17 protein-coding genes are annotated in these 25,751 nt (G+C 47.2%); 9 read left to right on the top strand and 8 right to left on the bottom strand.

Annotated elements, in window-relative coordinates:
- Window positions 1-97: 97 nt before the first annotated feature.
- From F3J22_RS22720 to F3J22_RS22735, 4 genes are all read left to right on the top strand, one after another.
- On the top strand, window positions 98-2,980 hold the full coding sequence (locus F3J22_RS22720; RefSeq protein WP_167020217.1) for a TonB-dependent receptor: 2,883 nt from the start codon (window positions 98-100) through the stop codon (window positions 2,978-2,980).
- A gap of 130 nt (window positions 2,981-3,110) precedes the next feature.
- A complete protein-coding gene (locus F3J22_RS22725) occupies window positions 3,111-3,914 on the top strand; it encodes a hypothetical protein (RefSeq protein WP_167020218.1) in 804 nt (267 codons plus the stop codon).
- A gap of 129 nt (window positions 3,915-4,043) precedes the next feature.
- Window positions 4,044-4,586, top strand: a complete 543-nt coding sequence (locus tag F3J22_RS22730) for a hypothetical protein (protein WP_167020219.1) — start codon at window positions 4,044-4,046, stop codon at window positions 4,584-4,586.
- An 18-nt stretch (window positions 4,587-4,604) separates the two neighbouring features.
- Entirely contained in the window at window positions 4,605-5,267 is a 663-nt protein-coding gene (locus tag F3J22_RS22735; RefSeq protein WP_167020220.1) for a hypothetical protein, read from the top strand.
- 77 nt (window positions 5,268-5,344) lie between these two features.
- On the opposite strand, the gene F3J22_RS22740 is transcribed toward F3J22_RS22735, so the two are convergent.
- The 4 genes from F3J22_RS22740 to ychF form a co-directional block, all read right to left on the bottom strand.
- Window positions 5,345-6,889 carry a reverse transcriptase family protein gene (locus F3J22_RS22740; protein WP_167020221.1) on the bottom strand — a complete coding sequence of 515 codons (1,545 nt, stop codon included), beginning with the start codon at window positions 6,887-6,889 and terminating at the stop codon, window positions 5,345-5,347.
- Window positions 6,890-7,290: 401 nt separating this feature from the next.
- Window positions 7,291-8,931 carry an SWIM zinc finger family protein gene (locus F3J22_RS22745; RefSeq protein WP_167020222.1) on the bottom strand — a complete coding sequence of 547 codons (1,641 nt, stop codon included), beginning with the start codon at window positions 8,929-8,931 and terminating at the stop codon, window positions 7,291-7,293.
- Window positions 8,932-8,946: 15 nt separating this feature from the next.
- A complete protein-coding gene (locus F3J22_RS22750; RefSeq protein WP_167020223.1) occupies window positions 8,947-12,273 on the bottom strand; it encodes a WGR domain-containing protein in 3,327 nt (1,108 codons plus the stop codon).
- A gap of 228 nt (window positions 12,274-12,501) precedes the next feature.
- The gene (ychF, locus tag F3J22_RS22755; protein ID WP_167020224.1) at window positions 12,502-13,605 is read right to left on the bottom strand and encodes a redox-regulated ATPase YchF; all 1,104 of its coding nucleotides are present in this window, start codon (window positions 13,603-13,605) and stop codon (window positions 12,502-12,504) included.
- A 202-nt stretch (window positions 13,606-13,807) separates the two neighbouring features.
- Here ychF and F3J22_RS22760 point away from each other — a divergent pair, with 202 nt between their 5' ends.
- Entirely contained in the window at window positions 13,808-15,067 is a 1,260-nt protein-coding gene (locus F3J22_RS22760; protein ID WP_167020225.1) for a nucleoside recognition domain-containing protein, read from the top strand.
- A gap of 198 nt (window positions 15,068-15,265) precedes the next feature.
- Window positions 15,266-15,571, top strand: coding sequence for a hypothetical protein (locus F3J22_RS22765; protein WP_167020226.1), 306 nt, complete (start codon window positions 15,266-15,268; stop codon window positions 15,569-15,571).
- Window positions 15,572-15,680: 109 nt separating this feature from the next.
- On the opposite strand, the gene F3J22_RS22770 is transcribed toward F3J22_RS22765, so the two are convergent.
- A complete protein-coding gene (locus F3J22_RS22770; RefSeq protein WP_167020227.1) occupies window positions 15,681-15,983 on the bottom strand; it encodes a thiamine-binding protein in 303 nt (100 codons plus the stop codon).
- 202 nt (window positions 15,984-16,185) lie between these two features.
- The gene (locus tag F3J22_RS22775) at window positions 16,186-17,718 is read right to left on the bottom strand and encodes a carbon-nitrogen hydrolase family protein (protein ID WP_167020228.1); all 1,533 of its coding nucleotides are present in this window, start codon (window positions 17,716-17,718) and stop codon (window positions 16,186-16,188) included.
- 191 nt (window positions 17,719-17,909) lie between these two features.
- Here F3J22_RS22775 and F3J22_RS22780 point away from each other — a divergent pair, with 191 nt between their 5' ends.
- Window positions 17,910-19,118: a glycosyltransferase gene (locus tag F3J22_RS22780; RefSeq protein ID WP_167020229.1), complete on the top strand. Its 1,209-nt coding sequence runs from the start codon at window positions 17,910-17,912 to the stop codon at window positions 19,116-19,118.
- Between the two features lie 30 nt (window positions 19,119-19,148).
- Here the strand turns inward: F3J22_RS22780 and F3J22_RS22785 are convergent, their stop codons facing one another.
- Window positions 19,149-22,199 carry a PKD domain-containing protein gene (locus F3J22_RS22785; RefSeq protein WP_167020230.1) on the bottom strand — a complete coding sequence of 1,017 codons (3,051 nt, stop codon included), beginning with the start codon at window positions 22,197-22,199 and terminating at the stop codon, window positions 19,149-19,151.
- A gap of 426 nt (window positions 22,200-22,625) precedes the next feature.
- On the opposite strand from F3J22_RS22785, the gene F3J22_RS22790 reads away from it, so the two are divergent.
- Together F3J22_RS22790 and F3J22_RS22795 are read left to right on the top strand one after the other, a co-directional pair.
- Window positions 22,626-23,972 (top strand): lipopolysaccharide biosynthesis protein, encoded by a 1,347-nt coding sequence (locus tag F3J22_RS22790; protein ID WP_167020231.1) that lies wholly within the window; start codon window positions 22,626-22,628, stop codon window positions 23,970-23,972.
- A gap of 3 nt (window positions 23,973-23,975) precedes the next feature.
- On the top strand, window positions 23,976-24,830 hold the full coding sequence (locus tag F3J22_RS22795; protein WP_167020232.1) for a beta-1,6-N-acetylglucosaminyltransferase: 855 nt from the start codon (window positions 23,976-23,978) through the stop codon (window positions 24,828-24,830).
- Between the two features lie 184 nt (window positions 24,831-25,014).
- Here the strand turns inward: F3J22_RS22795 and F3J22_RS22800 are convergent, their stop codons facing one another.
- Complete coding sequence (locus F3J22_RS22800) at window positions 25,015-25,749, bottom strand: class I SAM-dependent methyltransferase (protein WP_167020233.1); 735 nt, start codon at window positions 25,747-25,749, stop codon at window positions 25,015-25,017.
- Window positions 25,750-25,751: the final 2 nt, after the last annotated feature.

A 25,751-nucleotide genomic window follows, 5' to 3' on the forward strand; every position in this document is an offset into this window, starting at 1 on the left:
TCCTATTTATTTTACAGCGGGAGTGCTGATGGTAAGGGAAAATACTTATATTTAAGATAAGTGTCAACTGAAATCAAACTAAACCCTTCCGCTGTTTATGAAAAGCAATCAATTCCGATTCCTATGGGGAGTGCTGTGTGCTTTAGTATTTATCCCGACATTCCTCTTCGCCCAAACTCAGGCCACTATTAGTGGTAATGTAAAAGACAAGACAACAGGCAACGCCCTCCCAGGTGTAAGCATTGCGATCAAAGGCAGTAATATTGGTACTGTTACCAACAACAGTGGTAATTTTCAGCTTAAAACCGCGCATGCATTCCCACTGACGCTGGTATTATCCTTTGTAGGGTATAAGACCGAGGAAGTGGCCGTTACAGGACCTAAAACGGATATCAGCGTACAGCTGGCCTCCACGGAAATCCTGGGCCTCGAAGTAGTGGTTGCCGCCAGCCGTGTACAGGAAAGCATCCTGAAATCGCCGGTATCCATTGAGAAGTTAGATTCCAGGGCCATCAAAAACAGCCCCGCTCCTACCTTTTATGACGCGCTTGCCAACCTCAAAGGCGTGGAAATGAGCACCCAGAGTCTGACCTTCAAATCTGTAAACACCCGCGGTTTTAACGCCAACGGCAACACGAGGGTATTACAGCTGACCGATGGTATGGACAACCAGGCGCCAGGCCTCAACTTCTCCGTGGGAAATATCGTTGGTATTTCAGAGCTGGACATGGACAACGTGGAGCTGATACCAGGAGCTGCCTCGGCTCTTTATGGCCCCAATGCACTCAATGGTATCGTACTGCTGAACAGCAAAAACCCCTTCCAGTACCAGGGCCTCAGCGCCAATGTAAAAACAGGTATCCTTAGTGAAGGCGGCCGTACCACACCTACAACCGGCTATTACGACATAGCCCTCCGTTATGCAAAAGCATTCAACAACAAATTCGCATTCAAGTTAAACTTCGGCTACCTCAAAGCAGACGACTGGCAGGCCTACGACAAGCGTGACCAGAGCATGCAGAACGGTCATACCCTGCAGGATGGCACCAGGGCCAATAATGAAGCCTATAATGGTGTTAATGTGTATGGTGATGAGCATTATGAAAACATGACCAACACCATATTCGGACAGGCAAATACACCAACAAGCGCACTGGCACAGCAGCTGGCTGGTGTTTCGGCACTCTTTGGCGGAACAGTCACTCCTCAGCAGATCATCTCAGCAGCCATGCCTTCGGCAACTAATGGTTATGTAACCCGCACCGGATACGACGAAAGCTCCGTGGCAGATTACAATACCAAAAACCTGAAATTCAATGCGGCATTCCACTATAAAATCCATGAAAACCTGGAAGCACTGATCCAGGGCAGCTATGGAACAGGTACCACTGTTTATACCGGCGCCGACAGATATTCCATCAAGAACTTCCGCATGGGCCAGTATAAAGCCGAACTAAGAGGCTCCAACTTCTATGTAAGACTTTATACCACCCAGGAAAGATCCGGCGACAGCTATGCCATCGGCACGCTGGCCTCAGGTATTAATGAAGCATGGAAAACAAGCCAGCAGTGGTATGGCGAATACTTTACTACCTATACCGGAGCTGCTGTTAATGCCTTTGCACAGGCATATGGAGCCGCACTTGGTGGAGGAGCAACACCAGCCGCCGCTTATGCAACTGCTCAGTCTGCCGTAAACAACGCCCGTGGCACCATGGCAGCTGCAGCAAGAGCAAAAGCTGATCAGGGCCGCCTGTTGCCAGGTACGCCTGAATTCAACGCTGCTGCAGACAAAGTGAAAAGTAAACCTATCCCTGGTGATGCTACCGGTGTAGGCGCCAAATTCCTGGATAAAACAAATCTCTATCAGGCAGAATTCATGTACAACTTCAAAGACCTGGTAAAATTTGCTGAAATCCTTGTTGGTGGCAACTATCGCGTGTATGCACTCAACTCTGAGAAAACACTTTTTGCGGTGGATGATAATGGCAACGAATTCCGCGTAAAAGAATATGGTGGCTATGCGCAGATCATGAAGAATATCCTGGACGAACACGTTAAACTGACCGGTTCCATTCGTTATGATAAGAACCAGAATTTTAAAGGCCAGTTCAGCCCACGTTTATCTGCCGTATATACCTTCCTGCAATCGCACAACATCCGCGCTTCCTACCAGACAGGTTTCCGTATCCCTACCAACCAGGACCAGTACATCGATCTCCAGACACCACAGGCACACCTTATCGGTGGCTTACCGTTCCTGCGTGAACGTTATCATCTGAACACCGGACCACTGTATACACTGGAATCCATTCAGGCCGGAAAACCTGCTCAGTATACCTTCCGCGATTATGAGCCGGAAAGAATCCGCGCCTGGGAAGTAGGCTACAAGGGCTTATTTGCCAATCGTGTGCTCGTAGACGCTTACGTATATACGAATAACTTCAAAAACTTCAATGGTCCTCAAATCCTGGTACAGCCTACTACCACCGGTCAGAATATTTTCTCTGTCCCGGTTAGCTTCGACAAGGATATTAAATCATGGGGATGGGCACTGGGTATAGACTACACCATGCCGCTGAACTTTGTTGCTGGCGGTAATATCTCCTACAATGAATTACTGAATGCCAACGACCTGGGAAGCTTCCTGCCAATGTACAACACACCTAAAGTGCGTTACAACCTCTATATAGGTAACAGAAACATTGCAAAATCTAATATAGGCGTTAACGTTACCTGGAGATGGCAGGATAAATTCATCTGGCAGTCCAGCTTCGTCAACAACATCATCAACGTGATGAACCTCGGTGAAATCCCTGCCTATGGCACCTTAGACGCGCAGGTAACCAAACTGTTCCCTAAAGTAAAAACCACGGTTAAATTAGGTGGTGCCAACATTCTGAATAAACAATATATTCAGTCATGGGGTAACCCTACTGTCGGCTCTCAATGGTATATCTCCCTGGGATATAATCTCTGATAATCATCTTATCAAGGAATAAAAAAATGGCCGCCTCTACTGCGTAGAGGTGGCCATTTTTAATATAATAAAGTTTAAGACTATATCTTTACATCTACAATATATTATATTAAATCTATTCTGTATCCCTATGAAAAAATTATTCCTATTGCTCCTTGTTGGCCTACCTACCTTTGTGGCAGCACAGTCAGACTTCTCCGATATAAGAAAGCTCTCTGCTACTACCCGTAAGGAGTTTGTGACTGCCATGAATGCAAAACTTAAAAGTGGTCCGCTGAAAACCTGGGTAGAAAGCTACCTTCGCAAAAAATACTACACTCCTGCTGAGATCAGTGCACTCGCCACTTTGATGCCTAAAGACTATCAGCTGCAAGATGATGTGCTAGACGCACTATTCCATTATAATGAGAAATATCTGAAAAGTGTATCTGATATATTAGCCGGTACCAATTTGTCTAATAAATCATTCACTGAAATAATAAACTTTCAGGCCTATCGCGGAACAGTGAAAGATAATCCGAATTATCCCGTGGTAAGGGACAACAAGGAATATTTTATGAACACACTTGAATTTACTGACAGTGATTTCTACTGGCGAATTATTGTAACACACTGGGACTACAACCTGGAGATCCGAAGTTTTCCCGGCAAAAAGAATACCGCTTATAAAAATAAGCATCGTGCTACTGATACCGTTTATGCTATGATTAAAGACAATACCATCCTCACTAAAGATGTAGAAGGCAAATGGCTGCCGGGAGAATTCTTCTACGGAAAAGGTAAATTTTATCAGATTAATGAGGAAGGTTCTTACAATGTATATTTCGAATACCCATTCAGGAATAATGGTTATCTGAAAGACCCACAGGGTATGGATGAGGTACCGCTGGATGAAGTTGTTCACGGGAAAATAGAACAGCCCGAAAAGGAATAACCTATTATATGATCCTATGCTAACGTAGATGCCTATCTGATTTCTCAACAATCATCTGGCCAACAACTTTATCAATAAACAAACAGGATCAGTATATTTGCGCCAATCGTAATTATTTATTTCCTATCTATGAAAAGGATCATCGCAATTCTGTCTGTTGCAGCACTATTTAGTTCCTGCCATTTTTCGGCCGGTTACATGGACAAAACCCTTACCGGAAAGAAACTATATTCCTTAAGACTCCAGATTGATAACCATAAGCCATCGATTATTGAATCGGAGTTCGATTTTCAGACTGATTCCACTTATGCGGGGCAGGTGACGTTATATGCTTCCGCAGACATCCTGCTCAAACAGGGAGATACGCGAATCAACCCGTTAAACCCGAAGAGCCTGATCCCTTATTCTTATAAGGACTACGTGCTTACTTTCCAGATACCTAATGTTCCGGCTTATAAGTCAACGCTCTTCAAAGCTGCGGAAGATGCCATCACTGATTCTGAAGGAAATATGTTCTATTCTTCCAGTATTGCTGAACAGTTAAATTCGCCGGTAACTAAAGCCCGCCTGGCCAAACTGGTGGAGAAAATCCCGCAGGCGCCCGCAGGTGCTACCGATACACTGATGGCGTTGCTGAATGGCCCAAGAGATAAAAACGGAAAAATCCAATAACACCGATTTGATCCAACTATGAATACTGCTATCAAAACATTTTTTACCAATGAGCTGACAGCAAACAAATCAGCTTTTCTGGCGATAAATAACCTTCATCCTTTACTGGCGCCATGGAAAGAAAAAGTAAGTGTGCTCAATGTAGAAACGAATACGCTTGCCTTTTTTGAACAACTGGAAATAAATATCCGGGAATGGTGGACAAACCCGGAAACAGATATCGATGTAAACGCCCCGCTGTATGCAGTGCTGTTTGAGTACAATGATATATTTCAGGGTGCTGAGATAGATGCGGACGCCTATGGCATCAGTGTGCTGGGAACACCATACAGTTCTAAGCTGGAACCATTCAACAACAATAGCCACTATGATTTCGCAGATGGGTTCTACGCTGTACCTGGTATTACCATGGATTGCTGGAACGATTTAGCCCAACTTGCATCCTATAATATCGATGAAGAAGTATTTGGAGAAATAGAAATATATAAACTGGAGGGCTATGAGGAATTACTGAAAGTTTATTTGTACCATGCCTACCTGGCATTGCATAGTGCTTTACAGCAACTGTATGACCAGGGCAAACTTGACGCCATCCGTAAGCAGGATCCCTGCTACTTTTTAATAGGGGAACATGATTGCGGAGTACAGCCGGTGTTTATCATTTCCAGCAATATAGCATAAATTTATTCCGACTGAAAACAACAAAGGGCCGGCCTGTACTTTCTGACAGGCCGGCCCTTTTAATTATGAGATTTCACCTACAGTATATTCCACCAGGGTTTATCGTTATCTGGTGTTTTATTATTGTTGCTGGTATTATCTTTTTTATTTTCTTTTTCAGGCAGATGCTCAGCAGGTTTGGCCGATGCGACTTCTTCCCCTTTCCACATCGCCTGTGCTTCTGCTTTGATATCATTACGTTGCAGCAGAGCATTCAATTGATTCTTCAGCTTTGTTCCCTGTTCAGGTTTTACCATTGCAACAAAGTTGGCGTAGCCTTCCATGCTGCTGATAATATTTCCTTTGCCCCAGGTTTTATTTGCCAGTCCGGTCAGTTCGATCTGGTGCAGCAGGGCCCTGAACTTGCGTAATGTAGTACGGTCGAGGCTCAGTTTTTCGTTTACCACAATGCCCGTCACCTCGTGCCTGTCGCCTTTCCGCATTACTTTCAGCTTATCGGGGTGCAGTACGAACCCTTCTTCAGCCACTATCTTTTTAGCGGCCCAGAGTAGCTGACCGATTTTAGCAGCAGGCTCTCCTTTTGCAGAGAAGGTCATATCATCGGCATATCTCGTATAGGCGTACCCGTATTTAGCCGAGAGGCCTTCAAACCTTCTGTCCAATTTAAAACAGATGATATTGGTGATAGCCGGGCTGGTAGGCGCTCCCTGCGGGAGTCTGCGTTCTGTTTTAGCTACGAAGAATTTGCGGTTGTCCAGCATAACTTCATCCACATCCGGTTCTGTACAGATCAGTCCCAGGATGGTGGCAACCTGTTCGCTGTAGCCCAGTTTGCAGAACATTCCTTTCACCCTTTTATAGGCGATGGAAGGAAAGAAATCCTTCAGATCTATATTGACAACAACATCTTTTCCGATATGCGGGATGGCGTTGGTGACAATAGACTTACCCGGTACAAAGCCGTTGGCAGATGTACTGTTAGTTATCTTGTACAGTACGTTCTCCAGGATCCAGTGCTGAGCAGCTTTCAGCTGTGGCATCGGGGCAGAGATCACGCGGGTGCCGCCAGATTTTTTAGGAATCTGGAAACGCTGGTAATGCGTCTGATGGCCAACTGTTCTGTTGAATGCCAGGAAGCGAAGTTTGCCCAGCGAAAGCTGCATGGCATTGGCGAGGTCTTGCGCAGTATGCCATACCGGTAAATTGAACTTACGCAGCTGTGCTTCGTCTGAAACTTTTTTATTGAGGCCTGCGGAGACATTCTCTCCCAGGTAGACGATATCCTGTTGTTTTTGTTCTGCCCATGCGGCAGCGCGCGCGATACGTTTCTCTTCGTTGCGTTTCTTTGTTTCCGCACGCTTTGCTTTTGCCCTGGCCATGCGCGCCTTGCGCATTTCCGTGAGCATAAGCTGTTTATTGCGGTAGCGGTATTTCTCCTGCAGGAGCTGGTTCAGCTCTTTATTAAGGGCACCTTCCTGCTTTATCAGCACTTCCGGTACAGAAGGTTTTTCTGTATCTCGCTGCCAGAATCCAAGTCGTACCATTTCCTCCAGGATATATTCCTCTTTGGAAGACTCGCGTATTTTATCGTATAGCTGTTGACGGGTTAAACCTTCAGGCATAGTAATTCACTTAAAATTATTACTACAATCAGTTAAAGTAAAGTGACAAGAAGAATGGGTGGAGTATATGCCTGCCGGGGATAGTGGAACAAGGAATTTTATAAAGAGGAACAGGCGCTTCGTGCAAGCCATTGACTAAATCAATCAACTCCAGGGAGGGGCGTACTAGTGTGATATTTGAGCCCCAGGGGCTTGTACAGTAAATATCATACTAGTACGCCCCTCCCAAAGTAAAGATTGCATTTAGTGAAGCATGTATAGTCAGTATACCTGAATGACGAAACATCATTCATCTCCGTAAGGAGCGCAAGTGCAATCAATTCCTCTTTATAAAGATCTTTGTGTTAAATGAGTCGGCAAGATATACAATAATTTCTAATTACAAAAAGATGTAACGGAAATTATTTGGAACTATACGCCATTCGTAATGCCAGCATGTGTTTGCACGGTCCTTTATATAATTTATTCTGACGGAAGAAATCACAATCGCATTGCGGATTGGTCATTCTTTCATCTTTATCAATTACAATCGTAGGATGATAGGTGGCATAAGGTGTGGTGATACTTCCTTTCAGTTGCGTCCCCACTCCTTCTATTTCATCCTGCTGATAAGCGATCTTTGATTGTTTCAGCAGTTGTTCCGCACCTTCTTCTTCCGGGCTGCTGTAGCGCAGCATATCCATCGGCAGTGGTTCCCTGCTCAGTTCTCTGAGTCGGTATACGCCTGAATGCAGGTCGTAGATCACCTTTCCTGCCTGCGTGAAGAGGCTCAATGCACCCAGCACCGTAGCGGTATTAAGGCCGGCGGCGGCAGCCAGGTCTGATGGCGTGGCCATCCAGCGGGTTTGCAGTGCAGCATACACCTTCTGTTTATCGGCCGTACTGACTTCTGCTCTGGGCGCCATGAGATCGAATTGCCCGGCGCGTGACCAGTCGTTGGTTGTCCAGCCGGACAGTCCGAGCGTAAACTGCATATCGCCCAGGTCTGCCACGTAGAAAGATGGTAAGCCGCTACCCATGAGGTGTACCGTAAATTTGCGTGCGATCGGAATGAGTCTTTCCAGTATCAGCAGGCGTCTTCTTCCCCATATACGTATTTCGCGTGCATGCGTTCCTGTATATAACGATCTCGCACATACGATTTCCTGGTTCCATGGCTCAAAGATGGCTTTCACCGGTTTGCCTGGTTCCAGCACAAAACGGATACTGCGCGGGCCCTTCTTCTCCTTAAACCTGCGAAGCCAGGAGCAGAAATTGTAGACGTCCATGGGGTGCAGGTCGAAGGTAGCTGCCGGCAGCGTCATCGCGGAGCTTACCTGAAGGAACCCACGTACCCAGCTATCGGGCAGGTCGATCTTTACCTCGTGGTACAGCTCTTCCTGACTGGTTTGCACCTGGAACCCTCCCGGGTCTATTTTAAAATCTGTTTCCTTATAATCGCGTATCTTCTGAAATTCATTATATAACGCAGACGAATAATCGATGTTGGTGGTACCGCATTCAAATTCGTTCACTTCCTTGAATACGTTGTAGCTGGCGCTTAACTTACCATAGGTAGATTCGTCCTGGCTGAAGCATTCGAAGAACAGCTCGTCCGGATGTACGCTGATCACAGGGTCCAGCACAAACCAGGCATCCCTGTCCTTTTCGTAGAGGTAATCAAAGTAATGACGTCGGGCCTTATAGAAGGGCGACATCACCTTATCTTTCTCTTCCCTGATGGCGCGCAGCTGTGTTTCCAGTCCGGCGATTTTTTCGCTGGCGGCTTCGGCATTGTAGCCGTTCATGTATTCTGCCAGCCAGAGGGCTTCCTGTTCAGCGGCCCATTCCTTATAAGCGGTTTTATCTTTTGGTTTAAAGCGCAGGTCAGACACCACCACATCATGCAATGCGGAGATGGCTTCCCTGAAAGCGATCTTTTTGTGCAGTTTGCCTACAAAAAAAGTTGGCTGACGAAATGTATCCGGGGCAAAGGAAATACCTGTGCCGGATGCATCGCTAAACACCTGGGAATTACCACTATATCTGTAGTTAAATAACATAAATGGATAAACGTTTTATTGCAGACGCACCGGTGCTTCCACAAATACTATCGGTAGTTGTACATGATCAAATTGCTGGCTGATGTTACGCATGATGCTGATACATCTGGCTTTATCGCCAATGGCCACAGTAGCGGAAATATCCGTGATAACGCCACCGATAAACGCAGCGGCTTCCGGCGATTTCATCGCTTCCGCCTCCAGGAAACCAAATACTCTGTCCTTTGCTACACGGGCTTTGTTTACACGGGTAAGTACGGCTCTGAAGTAATGTTCCAGCTGGCGGATATATTCCAGGTTACCGGCGGCATACTGACTCAGGTAGTTGGTGGCAAACTGCTGCATGGCTGCACTTGGGTGCTGGCTTAACTTCAGCAGGTATTGCACACCATCTTCCGCTTTGAAGAAGCGCATCAGCAACTCACGGCCAAATTGCTGGATGTCGGGTCTAACGCTGTCGGCTATACCGATGAGGCTCTCCGGTGTCCAGTCTTCGTCCTGGAAGTTATCCCTGAAGAAGCTGATGGCAAAGGCGCGGGTATCATCCCATTTGCTATCCAGCAGGGCTACAGCAGTATCCCTTTCTGTTTTTACACGTGGCAGTTGCTGGCGGAAGAAATTCCAGCACCATTCCCTTACCTGGAGCAGTTCGTGTGCACCGGCGGCGATCACCTGTTTCAATGTCAGTGCACCGGCAGGGATATATCGCTGTAATAAAACGACACCAAACTCCTGTGCCGGGCGATAGTTGGCGTACAGCAGGCGCAATGCGGTGGCGGTATCCACTTCCTGGAGGTAATTACCCAGCGGCCCGCTGAGGAGTGCCGCAATATCCTGGTGCATTCCTTCTGCCTTTTCGGTACGCATCAGCAGTGGCACCAGCTCGTTGACCAGCCAGTGCGCAAGGCGGTTGTCCTGCGCTACCAGCCTTTCTACCAGCAGGGCAGCTTTCTGGCGTATATCTTTATATTCATTGGTACAGGCGCTGAAGAGAATTTCCGGTTTGTTGATAACGGGAGCATCTCCTGCTTTCAGCAGGATGTTCCAGCCGGCATCACGTACAGGCCTGTACGAATTTTTGAGTAGTTTGTTTACCAGTACATTAGAGATCTGGGAGAAATCGAAATCATGGTCCCTGAGTAACAGCAGGCGGGCGGCAAATGCCTGCACTGCTACGGATGCCTGGTCCATCAGGTCGGCGATAACCTGCATATCCAATTGCGACAGTGGTTTGGCGCAATAATATTCTACCAGCTGGCAGCAGTCCGTAAGGATGGCGGTCTGTACTTCGTTGAGGTTGCCTACTGCCATGAGGCGTGCGACGGCACGGCCGGTAACTTCCTGCTGTAGCTGGAAAGGAATGGTGGCAGGGTCCAGGTTTGCTTTGAGGAATTTTCTGACATCTTCATAATAACAGAACATCAGGTCCAGCAGCATACCTGTATCACCAAAACATAAGGCTGATGCAGCCTTGATCCACTCCATGGCTTGTTCCCTTGCTTCCTGCAACGGACTGCCAATCATTACTTTCAGCAGTGGCAGTGAAGGGTTGGCCGGATTGTATTTTTCTCTTGCCAGTTCCAGGCCGAACAGGGATGGAATACTAAACCTGTTGGCGAGCAGGGCACCAATAACGTCTTCGCCCATACGCTCTTTCATAGCACTAAACTCCGGGTGTGCACGCAGATGCTCCATCGCAAAGGCATGAACAGCTTCCATCTGTCCGCTGATCAGTAGTTGCAGGAAGGCCTGTGGCAGCTGGTTCCAGAGTTCCAGGAAAGGAATAGACGGATGGTTTTCCTGGACAGGCACCGTGGTTTTCAGTACAGCTTCCGCAGATTCCTGCGGAACGGCAGAAGCAGGCTGTTTATCTACACCGAGCCAGCCGAAGAGCTTTTTCAGGAGGCCGCTGTTTTCGTTGGCTTTCAACAGATCCGGGTTAGGCTGAATGGTTGGTCTGCCATTCTGCGTTTGCGTATCCGGCTCCTGCGGTTTGAACACCCATTGTTCCTGGTGGGCGCGGTATTGTAATGTATGGTCGTTACCTCTTAATATATAGGTAAGGTAGATAGCTTTTGAGTTTTCCGGGTACTGGCGCTGGAGCGACTGGTAACGTCCGTTCTGGTAGCCATAGTAGCGTTCTTCGAAGGCTTTGGAAAAATCCGTTTCCTGGTGGTAGTGGAGCAACAGGGAGGTAGCATAGCGAACGTACTGTACATCCCCAGCTTCGCCGAGGCGTTTCAGGTTGCGGAAGGCCCTTCTGTTGAAGTAACGGCGGGTCAGGTTGGAGAATGCCACCCGGCTGCCCGGCTTTTTTAACTCCGTTTGTACTTTAACGTTAGCATTGATTTCTTTAATAAACACACTTGGCTGGTGCTCATCATAATATACCACCGGCATATTAAACATGGGCTGCGTTTTCTGGATACGATGTACCAGTAGCGCAACAATCATATAGTCTTCCCGCATTTCCGCCTGCTTATAAATATGGCGGATATGCCGAAACCAGGACGGCCGCATGGGCAGGCGTACCAGTGTATGGTACATCGCTTGCCACAGCACCGGCACGGCAGCGGATACCAGGTACATTTCTTCCAGGATATTGTAATCCGGCGATTGCTGTACCACTACCAGGTTGTATATGAGGGTGATCAGTTCCGGGATATCCCCTTTGGCAATGGCTTGCTGCAGCACTTCCGGCATGCCGGCAATGATCTGCTGTGCGAAGGCGGTACGTTCTTCGGGCGTCATCAGCATGAGCATGCCATTGGCGGCCAGCATACGGATATTCAGCGGGTAAGAGCTGTTTTCGTAGTAGGCCTTCAGTGTGGGGATGGCAACGGGATCGCCGGTACGGGACAAAGCCCATATAGCAGAATAGCGTTGCAGCGCATCCTTTCTGTCGCCCTGCTTGATAATATAAGGGACTGATTCTTTAATATGCAGTTCACCGGCTCTCCAAATTACCCGGGAGGTTTTCCATGCATTTTTGCCGGCAGGATTACCTTGCAGGCGGCGCAGGATGGCCTTATGGCGGGGATTGGTGATTGCGTCCAGTACAGCGGAATTGTCGGCCGCCGGTATCGTTGCCTGTTCTGATTCCTGTTCACCGATATAGCCTTTACTTCTTTTTTCCTTTTCGAGTGCATCGAATATGGTAGTAGCGCTGGCAAGGTTTACAGGACTGGTGGTTTTGGTACCTTCTTTCAGGGCAGCACCTCTCTTACCGTATCTGAAGTTGACAACATATTGATCCGGGGCGAGTTCACACAAGTCGATTTCATAGGTTTTATCTGAGTTCCCTTCCCGGAAGAAGAGCTTCACGTTCCTGACAAATTTCATGAGTTAACCAGAATTAGTCAGCTAAGATATGAATTATAGGTAGAGTTTGGAGTCCTGATGTATTTTTATTTTTATCAATATAGCGATAATTAACAATATAGTAATCAGAAGGATAGCTGAAAATAGCGAAGGGCCTTCTCTAAGCAGAGAAGACCCTTCAGATTTTGTTGTAACCTTCATAAAGAATATGAAGTCCTTTTAAATATATAGGTATATATAAGACGCAGATTAAACGTTGAAGCGGAAGTGCATTACGTCACCATCAGACACGATGTATTCTTTACCTTCGATACGGAAGCGGCCATTATCCCGGGCTGCTGCCTCGGAACCGAATTTTACATAGTCGTCGTAGGAGATTACTTCCGCTTTGATGAAGCCTTTCTCGAAGTCGGTATGGATGACAGAGGCAGCCTGTGGTGCTTTCCAGCCTTTGCCGATTGTCCATGCGCGTACTTCCTGTACACCAGCGGTAAAGTAGGTGATCAGCTGGAGCAGGTCGTAGGCAGAGCGGATCAGGCGGTTGAGGCCAGGTTCTGTAAGACCGTATTCAGAGAGGAAGAGTTCTTTATCAGCCAGCTCTTCCATTTCGGAGATCTGCGCTTCGATGGTATTGTTCATGACAATTACCTGGGCACCTTCAGCTTTAACGCCTTCCTGCAGGGCTACAGAGTATTTGTTGCCGGTGAGCAGGGAACCTTCGTCTACGTTGGCAACGTAGAGTACTGGTTTTTCAGTGAGCAGGAAGAGGTCAGCGATCGCTACGCGGTCTTCTTTGCTCAGTCCCAGTTCACGGATATTGCGACCTTGTTCCAAGTGTTCCTGGCACTGTTTCAGTATTTCGAATTCTCTTTTCGCTTTAGGGTCGCCACCGGTTTTAGCCATTTTCTCGGTGCGCTGGATTTTTTTCTCCACGCTTTCGAGGTCTTTCAGCTGTAACTCGGTATCGATGATGCCTTTATCACCAACCGGGTTGATAGCACCTTCTTCACGGAGAATATTATCATCTTCGAAGCAACGGATCACATGAACGATGGCATCCACTTCACGGATATTAGCCAGGAATTTGTTTCCCAGACCTTCACCTTTACTGGCGCCTTTCACCAATCCGGCGATATCTACGAATTCAATAGTAGTTGGTACTACCCTGTTAGGTTTCACCAGTTCTTCCAGTTTCTGTAAACGGGTATCTGGTACATCTACCAGGCCTACGTTTGGTTCAATGGTACAGAAACGGTAGTTACTGGCCTGTGCCTTAGCGCTGTTACTAACCGCGTTAAACAGTGTTGATTTTCCTACATTCGGCAGTCCTACAATTCCAACTTGCAAAGCCATTTTTTAAAATTTGCGCAAAGATAATGTTTTCTTTTTGTCTTGCAAAGCCCGAAATCGCTTTCTGTCAGGGGATTACGGATAGTTGCTTTTGAAATGCGCTATGGCAGAGCGGTAAGCCGTTCCGGAGCGGTGCAAGTTTCCTTGTCCCCTTGCGTATATGCGGGAAAAAACTATCTTCACGGATCAAACAACCAAAAAATCAATGGCTTTAAACTACGTCTGGCTGGCATTTTTCCTTATATCTTTTGTTGTCGCCCTGTTTAAGACGTTCATCCTGCAAGACACCACCGTATTTGGTGCCGTCATGAACGCTATGCTCTCCAATGCAAAAACAGGTGCGGAAATCTCCCTCGGGCTGGCTGGTATCATGACCTTCTGGTTGGGTATTATGCGCGTGGGTGAAGCCGGCGGTATGATAGACCGGTTTTCGCGGTTCGTCAACCCCTTCTTTTCCAAGCTGTTTCCAGGCGTTCCCAAAGGTCACCCGGCGATGGGCTCCATGCTGATGAATTTTTCCGCCAGCATGCTCGGCATGGACAATGCGGCTACGCCGATGGGACTGAAAGCCATGAAAGAGCTGCAAACCCTCAATGTAGACAAAGACGGTAAAGAAAGAGACGAGGCCAGCAATGCCCAGATAATGTTCCTGGTACTCAATACTGCCGGGGTAATCCTCATTCCTACTTCGGTCATCGCCCTGCGACTCTCCGCACATGCCAAAAACCCTGCTGATGTTTTCATTCCTATCCTGATATCTACGTTCATTGCATTTATTGCAGGCATGATCACTATCGCTATCTACCAGCGTATCAACCTGTTTAAATTACCAGTACTGATATTCCTGGCAGGATTTGGGGTGATCGTCACCGGATTGTATTACTGGGTAAAGTCCATGCCGGCAGATGACATCGGGCCTAAGACTGCGAGTCTGGGTGGTGGAATTATCTTCCTGATAGTCGTATCCTTCCTGATAGCTGGTATCCGTAAAAAGATCAATGTTTATGATGTATTCATTGAAGGCGCTAAAGAAGGTTTTAATATCTCCGTGCGTATCATTCCTTACCTGGTAGGGATTTTAGTGGCGATTGGGGCGTTCCGGGCCACTGGCTGCATGGACTATCTCGTAAACGGTATCGGGGCACTTTTTGCCTGGATGGGCTTCAACACGGATTTCGTACCTGCGTTGCCGGTAGCCTTCATGAAACCATTGAGCGGCAGCGGCTCCCGAGCCCTGATGGTGGAAATACTCGAACATAACGGACCAGACTCCTTTGTAGGAAGACTCGCCAGTATTATCCAGGGAACTACTGAAACTACCTTTTATATCCTGGCCGTATACTTCGGATCCGTAAATATCAAGAAAACGAGATATGCACTGACAGCGGGGCTGATAGCCGATTTCTGCGGTATCCTTTCCGCGATACTGCTGGGTTATTTATTCTTCCATGATAAAGTAGGTTAAGCAGCTTATAGCTAACATATTATGAAAAGAACGACCAGCAGGTCGTTCTTTTGTATTTTTAATACAACCCAGTGGTCAAACTGTCCGCCTAAATATCATAAATGACCGTTTTACCGGGAGGTATGATAACCAGAAAATAGAATCGCCCATATTTGTATCTCCAGAAAATCTTTCGATCATCTGACATAAATATTAACGATGACAACTCATTATGTGGCCGGTTTCTTTGCCGGCATGTTCTTGGCCAATACGGTCCCGCATTTCGTTCATGGGATCTCCGGCAACCCTTTCCCTACCCCATTTTCCAAACCAAGGGGTATTGGATTGTCAAGTCCTGTTGTTAATGTGGTATGGTCGCTGATCAACCTGGTGGTGGGTTATATGCTGCTGCAACATGCCCGGCTGTCTGATGATAATCCGCTGTCGCTGATAGTGTTTTTTGCAGGTATTGCGTTTATTAGTATTTATTGCAGTATTCGTTTTCAGCAAAAGCATAAAGATTAGTATACTGTTATTGCGATAATGTTCGCGCACCTTCGGTGCGCGAACATTATCGCAAATGAAAAGGGCTGCCGTAGGCAGCCCTTTTCATTTGCGATAGCAATTAAATAGCTTACGCCTGGTTATCGTACTTCCCAACCTTCTCTTCCATAGTCACATCCTGGTCTTTGCGTATCTGCATTTTTATATACACCAGTAACTGGGAAGCACCGGCTTTAAAACATACTTCCTGCGTTTTTTTCACGACTTCCATCAGTTCCTCGTAGGTACCTTCCATGACAGTTTCAAAAGGACAAACCCGGTATTTGACACCGGAGTCCTTAATCACGGCGATGGCCTCATCAACGACGGCATAAACCTGTTCTGATGGCACAGACGGGATGATCTGAAGGGCTAAATTGATAGTTTTACTCATCTTTTATTCTTTTACTTATTTATTGATTTATAATTATTTATCTGAAATTATCTAAATTATTACTTTAATAAAAACATGCTTTTAGACGGCAGTTATTTTCTGAAACACCAGCAAAAGACGAAAATCTCCTTAAAGCCTCCTATGAACAAATGTAGATCATCTACCTAACAATCAGTGATTTACATCTACCTAACCTACACGACTACACGTTCTTCTTCTTACTCTTATCTACCACGCCATACAAATCATTTCGTATATCCTTCCGCGTTTGTACACTGCCAAATGTATGCAGTTCTTTGAGCAGTACCAGGTCTACATCTGCGATCACCACCATCTCTGTATTAGGAGTAGCATCCGCTTTAATACCCGTTACCGGAAACTGGAAATCTGAAGGCGTCAGTACACAACTTTGTGCAAACTGCAGGTCCATATTATTCACCTTGGGGAGGTTACCGATCGACCCGGCAATGGCTACATAACACTCATTTTCGATGGCCCTCGCCTGCGCACAGAAACGCACGCGGTTATACGCATGCTGCGTATCGGTCATGAAAGGTACAAAAAGAATCTGCATCCCCTGGTTCGCCAGAATGCGGGAAGGCTCCGGGAACTCTACATCATAACAGATCTGGATACCTATTTTGCCGCAATCGGTATCAAATACCTGGATCTCATGGCCTCCCTTGATCCCCCAGGCCTGCACCTCACTGGGTGTCGGGTGAATCTTCATATATTCTTCATAGGTACCATCCCGCCGGCACAGGTAGGATATATTATACAGCAGCTCATCGATCAGGATCGGCATACTGCCAGTGATAATGTTGACGTTATATGACACGGCATGTGCCAGCATGACTTCCCGGATACGCTCCGTATACTTGGCCACGCCCCTGATGGCCCCTGCCGGATCTAGCTGGTTGAACTCCGCCATCAGTGGGGCATTGAAAAGCTCAGGGAACACCACAAAATCAGAACCGTAATCGCTCACGGCATCAATGAAAAACTCCACCTGCTGCAGGAAGCCTTCCAGGTTGCGGTAGTCACGCATCTGCCACTGTACCAGTCCGATACGAACGGTGGATTTAGTATAGCGGACGTTATCCCTGTCGGGCTCGTAGTAGATATTGTACCATTTCAGCAACGTCGCAAAGCCTTTACTGGCTTCATCATTAGGCAGGTAATTCCGTAATATCTTCGTTACCTGGAAATCATTGGAGAACTGAAAAGTGAGGGTCGGATCATAAATTTCCTTATCTCTTACTTTGCGGATATACTCGCGGGGCGTTAGCTTGTCTGCATACTTTTCATAGTTGGGGATACGGCCACCAGCCACTATACCCTGGAGGTTCAGCGTTTCACAGAGGATCTTGCGGGCATCGTACAACCGGCGTGCGAGTCGCCGCCCCCGGTATTCCGGCTCCACAAAAACTTCAATACCATAGAGCACATCGCCTTTGGGGTTATGGGTATTGAAGGTATAATACCCGGTGATCTGCTCATAGGTATGGTCATCGCCAAACTTATTGTAATCAACGATGATTGACAATGCGCAGCCTACTACCTTGTCATTAACGGTAACGGCTATCTGTCCTTCGGGGAAAATACTGATCAGTCTGCGGATCGTTGGTTCCCGCCAATAACTGCCTTCCATATCGCTATAGGCAGAAACCATCGATTGTTTCAGATCGAAATAGTCCTCCACGGTAAGATTTCGAATTTCTACTATATCAGACATAACTGGATGATTATTATACTTAATTTAAGCATTTTTAGGGAGATAAATACCGACACGCCGTGGTGGCTGTTTCGGGAAGCCCTGCCAGCGGCTTAAAGTTTCCCGGATTTTTATTACCTTACAGTTTCTGATAATTTTAACCGTCCACCGAATCACCTGCGCCTAATTCAACGATTTAATCAGCACCACTTATGCCTGTTCAAAACCGTGACATAGTTGTCATTGGCCTTCAGCCCTGGTATACCCCTATTGGTAGTAACTGTAAGAATATCGCCACGGAGTTCTCCAGACATAACCGCGTTTTATATGTGAATGTTCCACTGGACCGCAAAACGATGTACACCGAAAAGAGCGATGCCAACATCCTGCACCACATGGAAAGATTACAGGCAAAAGACAGCTCCCTGGTCAGGATAAACGACAATATGTGGAACCTGTACCCTCTTTCCGTCATGGAATCCGTCAACTGGCTGCCTTCTACCCACCTCTTCCAGGTATTTAACAAAGTAAACAACCGCAGGTTTGCTGCCGCGATAACGGAAGCCATCAACGCATTGGGATTCAGGGATATTATCCTGTTCAACGATAATGACATCTTCCGCGGATACCATCTGAAAGAATTACTTCAACCTGATATCTATATCTATTACAGCAGGGATTATCTCCTGGCGGTAGACTACTGGCGCAAACACGGGGAGGTCATAGAACCGCTGCATATTGCCAAGGCAGATATCGGCGTTGCCAACTCCAAATACCTGGCAGACCGGTTAAAATCGTATAACCCTAACAGTTATTATATAGGTCAGGGCTGTGAGCTGGGCCTGTTCGATCCGGAACAGCCCATCGCAAGGCCAGCAGATCTGCCGGCAGACGGCAAACCTATTATCGGTTATGTGGGCGCGCTGACCAGCTTACGCCTGGACATACCATTAATATATGACATGGCGCAGCAACGGCCGGAATGGAACTTTGTGCTGGTGGGTCCGGAAGATGAGGACTTCAAAGCCTCCGCACTGCACCATTTGCCGAATGTTTATTTTTTAGGAAGAAAAGCGATGACGGAGCTATCCGGGTATGTAAAATATTTTGATGTATGTATGAACCCGCAGCTGGTGAATGATATGACCGTCGGCAATTACCCACTGAAGGTAGATGAATACCTGGCCATGGGCAAACCGGTGCTGGCAACAGCTACGCCTACCATGGAGCTGTTCCGGGAACATGTATACCTGGCAGCTAACGTCAACGAATATATCCAGCTGGCTGCCCGGGCGCTGGCAGAAAACAATCCGGACCTGGGGGCCGCACGCCGTGCCTTTGCTTTGTCACATACCTGGGAAAATTCGGTAGCGGGCATTTATGCCGCCATCGATGCCATAAAAAAGCCCACCTCCGTATAGAGATGGGCTAAAAATAAGTTGATAAAAGGATCAGAGTTTCACGATCCGCCCCGTCCATTTGAAGGAAGTATCCCCCAATACCTCTACCAGGTGTACCCCACTCGGGAGACTGCTGATATCGAGATCTACATAGAAGTTACCGCCTAACGGGTACGCATATGTGGATTCGCGGACACCGCTCACCGTATAGATGCTTACCCAGATAGCCCTGACAGTAGGGTTTTTCAGGTCGAGCCGTACTTTTGTCCGGGTAGGGTTTGGATAGAAGCTGATAATATTGGTAGTAGCGTTATTATCGTTTGTATCTATTACGTTCACTTTTTTCGTGGCCGTACCTGACAACCCGTCGTTATCCGTCACCACCAGTTTAAAAGTATAAGTACCCAGTGGCATATTAGCCACAGAAGCCTTTGCCGCCGAAGCAGCGTTGATGGTCACCGGCGGGCCGCTGGTCTGCGTCCAGGCGTAGGTAGTGATGGTGCCGTCCTGGTCATAGCTGGGAGAGCCGTCCAGCACAATACTGTTTACCGGCAGCACGATCGTGGTATCGGCGCCGATAATGGCTACCGGCGGGTGCTGACCTGCTGCAGCATCCTGGACTGTCACTTTCACGGTGGCAGTGCCGGACAGGCCGCCGTTATCTACGGCAGTTAACTTAAACGTATATACGCCTTTTACCAGACCTGATACAACCGTTTTAGCGGTATTCAGTGAAGAAATACCGGCCGTATTGGGGCCGCTTACCTGCGACCATGCATAGCTGGCAATGGTGCCATCCGGGTCTCTGGTGGCCGAACCATCCAGCTGGGTGGAGTTGGTGGGCAGGGTAAGGATTACATCTGCGCCTGCGTATACCTGTGGCGGCTGATTGGTAGTAGTACTGTGGTATTCATATGCACCGATATCGACACCGGTTCCCTGCGGCCTGGTAACACCATCATAATCGATGGTCAGGTTGAGGGACTGTGTGACGTTGGTGCCGGAATCGACCAGTGGTGACGTTGCCTGCAGATGGTAGTCGCCAGCGGCGGCGTTCACGAATTTCACATCATCGGCCTTTGTATAGAAAGGGTTGTGTGAAAATTCATATTTGATGGTGCAGTCAGTATTCCAGATATAGAAGCCCGGGTAAGGTTTGTCGGCGCCGGCGCCTTGTGGCTGAACAATCACATTGTTGATGATCTTATGACCGGGCACGCCACCGCAGTCATACACGGTGCCCCCTCTCAGAACGTTGACGAAGGTATTATTATATACCCATGCCGAAACCGGTTCAAACACGGGCCTGTCTGCCACCAGGAATCCGGCAGCATTGATATTGGACGCCACATTATTATACGCCCTGCTGGTGCCGGAGCCGAAAAAGCAGATGGCATCACCAAAACCTTTATCAATAATGTTATTGTAGACATCCGCTTTGGTACCGGGGTTCATGAGAATCCCATAGCCGTTGGCGTTATCTCCGTTTTTGCCGTAGTTGACAACGCGGTTGTGGTGAATAAGGTTGGTACCGTCGTAGGCCATACCTACCTGGATACCATCGTTGCCCATGTCCTGGAGGTCGTTGTCGTAAATTTCCAGGTTGGCTACGTGGTGAGAGCGGATACTATCTCCGCAGGCCTGCTTTGCGATATACCAGGAGTTGCCGATATAGAATCCTTCATTACTGGAGGTCCGGCCCTTGATATGGTGGATCCGGCAGTTTTTCATAATGTAGTTGGCTTCCCAGTACTGTGGCGCATTGCATTCCATCGTTGTTTTGGCAACGATGAACATGCCTGCATCATGGATGTACACGTTATGTACGTTGAAGTCGGAGGAGCCGTAGGTCCAGTACATGGCGAACATGGGTTCGTTGCGGAGGTTACTTCCTTTGATATCGAAGCCGTATTCGAGGGAGGGGTCGCCGGTGCCGGTGAATTCCACGAACTGGCTGTTTTCGATTTGTACAACAGAAGACCACTGGTTGCCTTTACTGCCAACGCCGAAGCGTACGAGGCCGCCGCAGTTGGTGATTACGATGGGCTTTTCAGCAGTTCCTTTAAGCCAGGCCAGGTTCATATCCATATAATCTCCGGCGGGGATACAGATGGTATCACCGGGGATAAGGCCCAGTTGGTTCATGGCATCCGGGTAATAGAAAGTAGGGTCTGTTCCGTAGTTTGGTTTCAGCACCACGCGTTTATTGGTGGGTGTTGTTACCGGAGGTGTAGTGGTTGGTGGAGAGATGACCGTACGTCTTTTGTCTTTACTGTACTGGAGCATCCATTCATAAACGTTCATTCCGTTTTCACGATAAGCGGGATCATAAGCTTTGGACCATGCATCATGTCCGTTGGCATTGAATACTGTCAGCTTCACCTGGGGATCGCATGCAGGTACGTATGCATTGATCAGGGCCTGCCAGTTCTGAGAGTAGGAAACGGGCACGGTACCGTCGCCTGAGTTGTGCAGGGCCCAGATGGGCAGGTTATTGGAAGCTGCTATGACAGCAGTGGCAGGAAGCGGGGATCTGAGGGGGCCGGGATCGTAGGCGCCGGCGATGGGCACGATGGCAGCCAGTCTGTTAGCCGCGTAATTTTGTGCCGTGGCATATCCCCAGGTTTCGCCGCCGCCGCGACTCAGTCCTGTGAGATAAATTTTATTGGTATCGAGGCGGTAATGCGCCTTCGCGTAGTCGATGAGGGAGTCGATATCATTAATGGAGGCGATGCCATTAAATTGCGGGCAAAGCACCACAAATGAGAAAGTATTGCCATTGACGTTGAAGGTGGCCGGGAACTGTCCTTTGCTGATCAGTTTTGGGGGGCCGTTGACGATCACCTTCATAATGTCGGTGGTGCCGTTCCCCTCTTCATCCAGTCCGTGACAGAATATTAAAAGTGGATATTTAGTATTGGAGGTAGCGTAATCCTGCGGTAAAGATTCCAGCAGGCCAGCGGGGTTCCTGAATCCTGTAACACGGGGGGTGAGCGTGCCCTGTTGCGCAAACAGCTTTGTTGTTGCGCAAAGTACTATCGTTAGTATCCATATCCCCGTCACAATTTTCAATCTCTTATTGAAATTATTGAGGTTGTCCATAGTAAAGAATGGTAAAGTTTTTCCCTGATATGTATTGATTTAAGCGTTCCGCTATCATTTTACGTGGTACAAAATAAAAACAATTATCTCAACAAATAGTAATTTTTTTTCATATATATACCAACAAAAAATAAAGCATAAAATTTTAATATGTTTATCATACAGATGATCAACATATTATCAAATAATATTATTAGATTTTAAAATCATCTATTTATAAAAAAAAGTATTATCTTGTGACGAAATTGTGGATGGTAACCTCACGGGAACAATGTGATATACTTTCATGATCACATAAAGTTTGTTAAACGTCCACCTTAACCTTCTCCGACTATATCCTGCTAAAAGCCATGTAATTATTTATTATCGTGGATCTGTGATGCCTGTATTACCGGGTATTGCCGGATCTGAAACATAAATGCTTTTATGGGTTTCAGGCTGTTGTCAGTTTTCAGGAATAATCATATTCAGTCGTTACTGGGGAATGTGATTTCTGCCTTCTTTAATGTTTTATCCTTTGCCATCCTGGTGCGTATTCTCCCTGAATCAGCCTTTGGGGAATGGGTCATGTTTATTGCTACCTATAATGTACTGGACCAGATCCGGACGGCCCTGCTGCAATCGGGGCTGATTAAGTTCTATGCCGGCACCGACGAAGCCACTGCCAGATCGGTATGCGGGGCAGCCTGGTATGTAGCGCTGGCATTGACCATCATCTTCCTGTTATTGAATGCCGGGGTGCTGGCCATTGGCTGGCATTACTTCAATGCCACCTGGCAGTTTTTCCTGCTGCACCTGGGTTTACTGCTGGTCCTCTCTCTTCCTTTCAACTTCGCCAGCTGGCTGTTGCAGGCCAGGCACCAGTTTGATAAGATCGTTCATATACGGCTGCTGCAAAACAGCAGCTTCCTCCTGCTGCTCGTAATACTGCACTACACGGGAAATGCCAGGATCACACTGATACTCTACGCATATGCGTTTGCGTTAGGGATTGCCAGCCTGTACTGTATGCTGCAACGATGGACTTCCATACACAGCCTCTGGTTCCGGAAGAAGGAACAGGTGAAGGCGCTTTTCGTATATGGGCGACTGATAGTAGGCAGCATGGTCACATCGGGTTTCATCCCCTATTCCGATAACTTCTTCATCCGCACCATGATCAATCCTGCTGCCGTAGCTATTTACAGCATACCGCAGAAATTCATGGAAGTGATAGAGATCATATTACGCAGCTTTGTAGCCACTGCCCAGCCAACCTTATCGGCTGCCGTTAACCGCAACGACTGGCGGGAGGTCTCCAAAGCTTTCTGCCGCTATACCGGCGCAGTTACTTTCCTCATCTTACCATTTATTATTGGTCTGATTATTTTCGTACAACCACTGATTATTATTCTGGCTAAAAAGAATTACCTGGGCGCCACTCCCATCGTACTGATATTTCTCTTCTCCGCTATTCTTTATCCGATCGACCGGTTTATTGGTGTTACCCTGGACATGATCAACAAACCTCAGCTCAACTTTTACAAAAACCTGCTCAAGGTCAGCATTAACGTGGTGGGCGATCTCGTCTTCATCTGGCTGTTTATGGACCTCCGGGCAGTTGCTGCTGTTTCCTTCCTGAACCTGCTGGCAGGAGTAGCCTTTGGCTACTATTTCCTGAAAAAACAACTGCAGCTATCGGTGAAGGATATACTAAAAGAAGGCTGGGCTTCCTGCTCCCTGCTCCTGGAGAAATTACCTGCCAAACTACAACTGGTTAAAAAAATAAATTAAGTCATGCGTATTGCTTTTATTATTCTCGCCCACAAAAACCCCGAACAACTGTTACAGCTGCTGCGCCGCTTGTCGCACCCCAGGGTAGACTGTTACGTTCATCTTGATGCCAGGGCCGATATGCTCGCATTCGCAGAAGCAGCACACCTGCCACAGGTATATTTTATCCCTGGCCGTATTAAAGTACACTGGGCAGGCTTCAGCATGGTAAAGGCTACGCTCAACAGCCTGGAAGTAGCCCTGAGCAGCCGTCGCAAGTACCTCAATATTTCCCTGCTGAGCGGACTCGATTACCCGCTGCGCCCCATCAACGAAATTGTAGATTTCTTCACCATTCATCAGGGCAACGAATTCCTGGATATCATGCCCGAAAAAGAAGTAGCAGCCACTATCTCCAAGCTGGACCGCTACCACTTTGAAGATATTCAGTTCAAAGGAAAATATTTCCTCACCCGCTGGATCAATCGCCTGACCCCTTCCAGGAAATGCCCGATGAATTTTACTTTTACAGGTGGCTCCCAATGGTGGAGTCTTAGTGAGGAGTGCTTACGTTTCTGCAAAGAATTCCTGGAGCAGCAACCCTCCTTTGTCAATTATTTCCGTTATACCTGGGGTTCGGATGAATTTATTTTCCATACCATTATTATGAACCATCCGGAATGGAGCAGGAAAGTAGTAAGGGATAACTTAAGATATATTGATTGGTCTGCCAGACAGGCATCACCAAAGGTTCTGGGCCCGGCTGACCTGCCTAACATGATTGCCTCCGGCAAGTTTTTCGCGAGAAAATTTGATATGAACATCCATCCGAATATATTGAGCAAGGTAGATGCGATGCTGGAAGATGCGGTGAAATAGCTTTATGCTAACAGGAATAAAAAATGAGCGTATATCATAAGCTATTTCATTATACCACCTGCATTTGATTTTTGCAACTGATACCTTCGGTATCAGTTGGGTGGTTCCGCGCTGCGCGCGGAGGGCTGCTGCCCTAATGAATCACTTTTGATACACGCTCTATTGGGCTAGATATGACGATTGCTTAATTCCTTTTTAATATTTTCGATTTCACGATACTTCTACAGATATCGCCAAAGGCTCTGCCAGCCGCTATCAGCTCCGCACCCATAGATCGCTGCGGGAAATGCTGATAAACCATATGCTCACTCCATGGCTCACGGAAATACTTTAACAATTCTTCTTCCTGCGGATTAATGATATAGTCGAAACTGCCCTCCCACTCTATCCTTACGGTATGCAGGTTGGCATGTGTACGTTCCATGATTTTATAACCGATGGAATTCTTTGGCAGATAGGCCTGGAAGAGTTCCCCGAAATCAAATTGCTGCGGGAAACTGATATTGGCTTTATCTACCATTACCAGTTTATTGTCAATTTCCAGGAGTACCCATCTATGAGATTTTTTCGGGTAGAGATGTTCACCCAGTAATGACGGCACTTCTATGTATCCTCTTTTAGCGACGCGGAACTGCTCCTGCAGGAAGGCATGCGGATCATCCACATGTTCCAGTACATGGTTACAGATCACATAATCGAATGATTTATCTTCAAAAGGCAGGTGTTCACCATCGGCACTGATAAACTCCTGATTACGGAGTACTTTGATATCGCCGCTTCTGTGCGTGTTGTCATCTGCATATTTATCTACCACTACATTCGAGCGTGGGTGTGGATTATGGCCACCTCCCACTTCCAGCACACGGTCTGTCTTTTTAGTATTGATATCAAATCTGGAATGCGGATTTCTAATTTTCATGG

The sequence above is a fragment of the Chitinophaga sp. Cy-1792 genome (assembly GCF_011752935.1).
In the GTDB taxonomy this organism is placed as follows: Bacteria; Bacteroidota; Bacteroidia; order Chitinophagales; family Chitinophagaceae; genus Chitinophaga.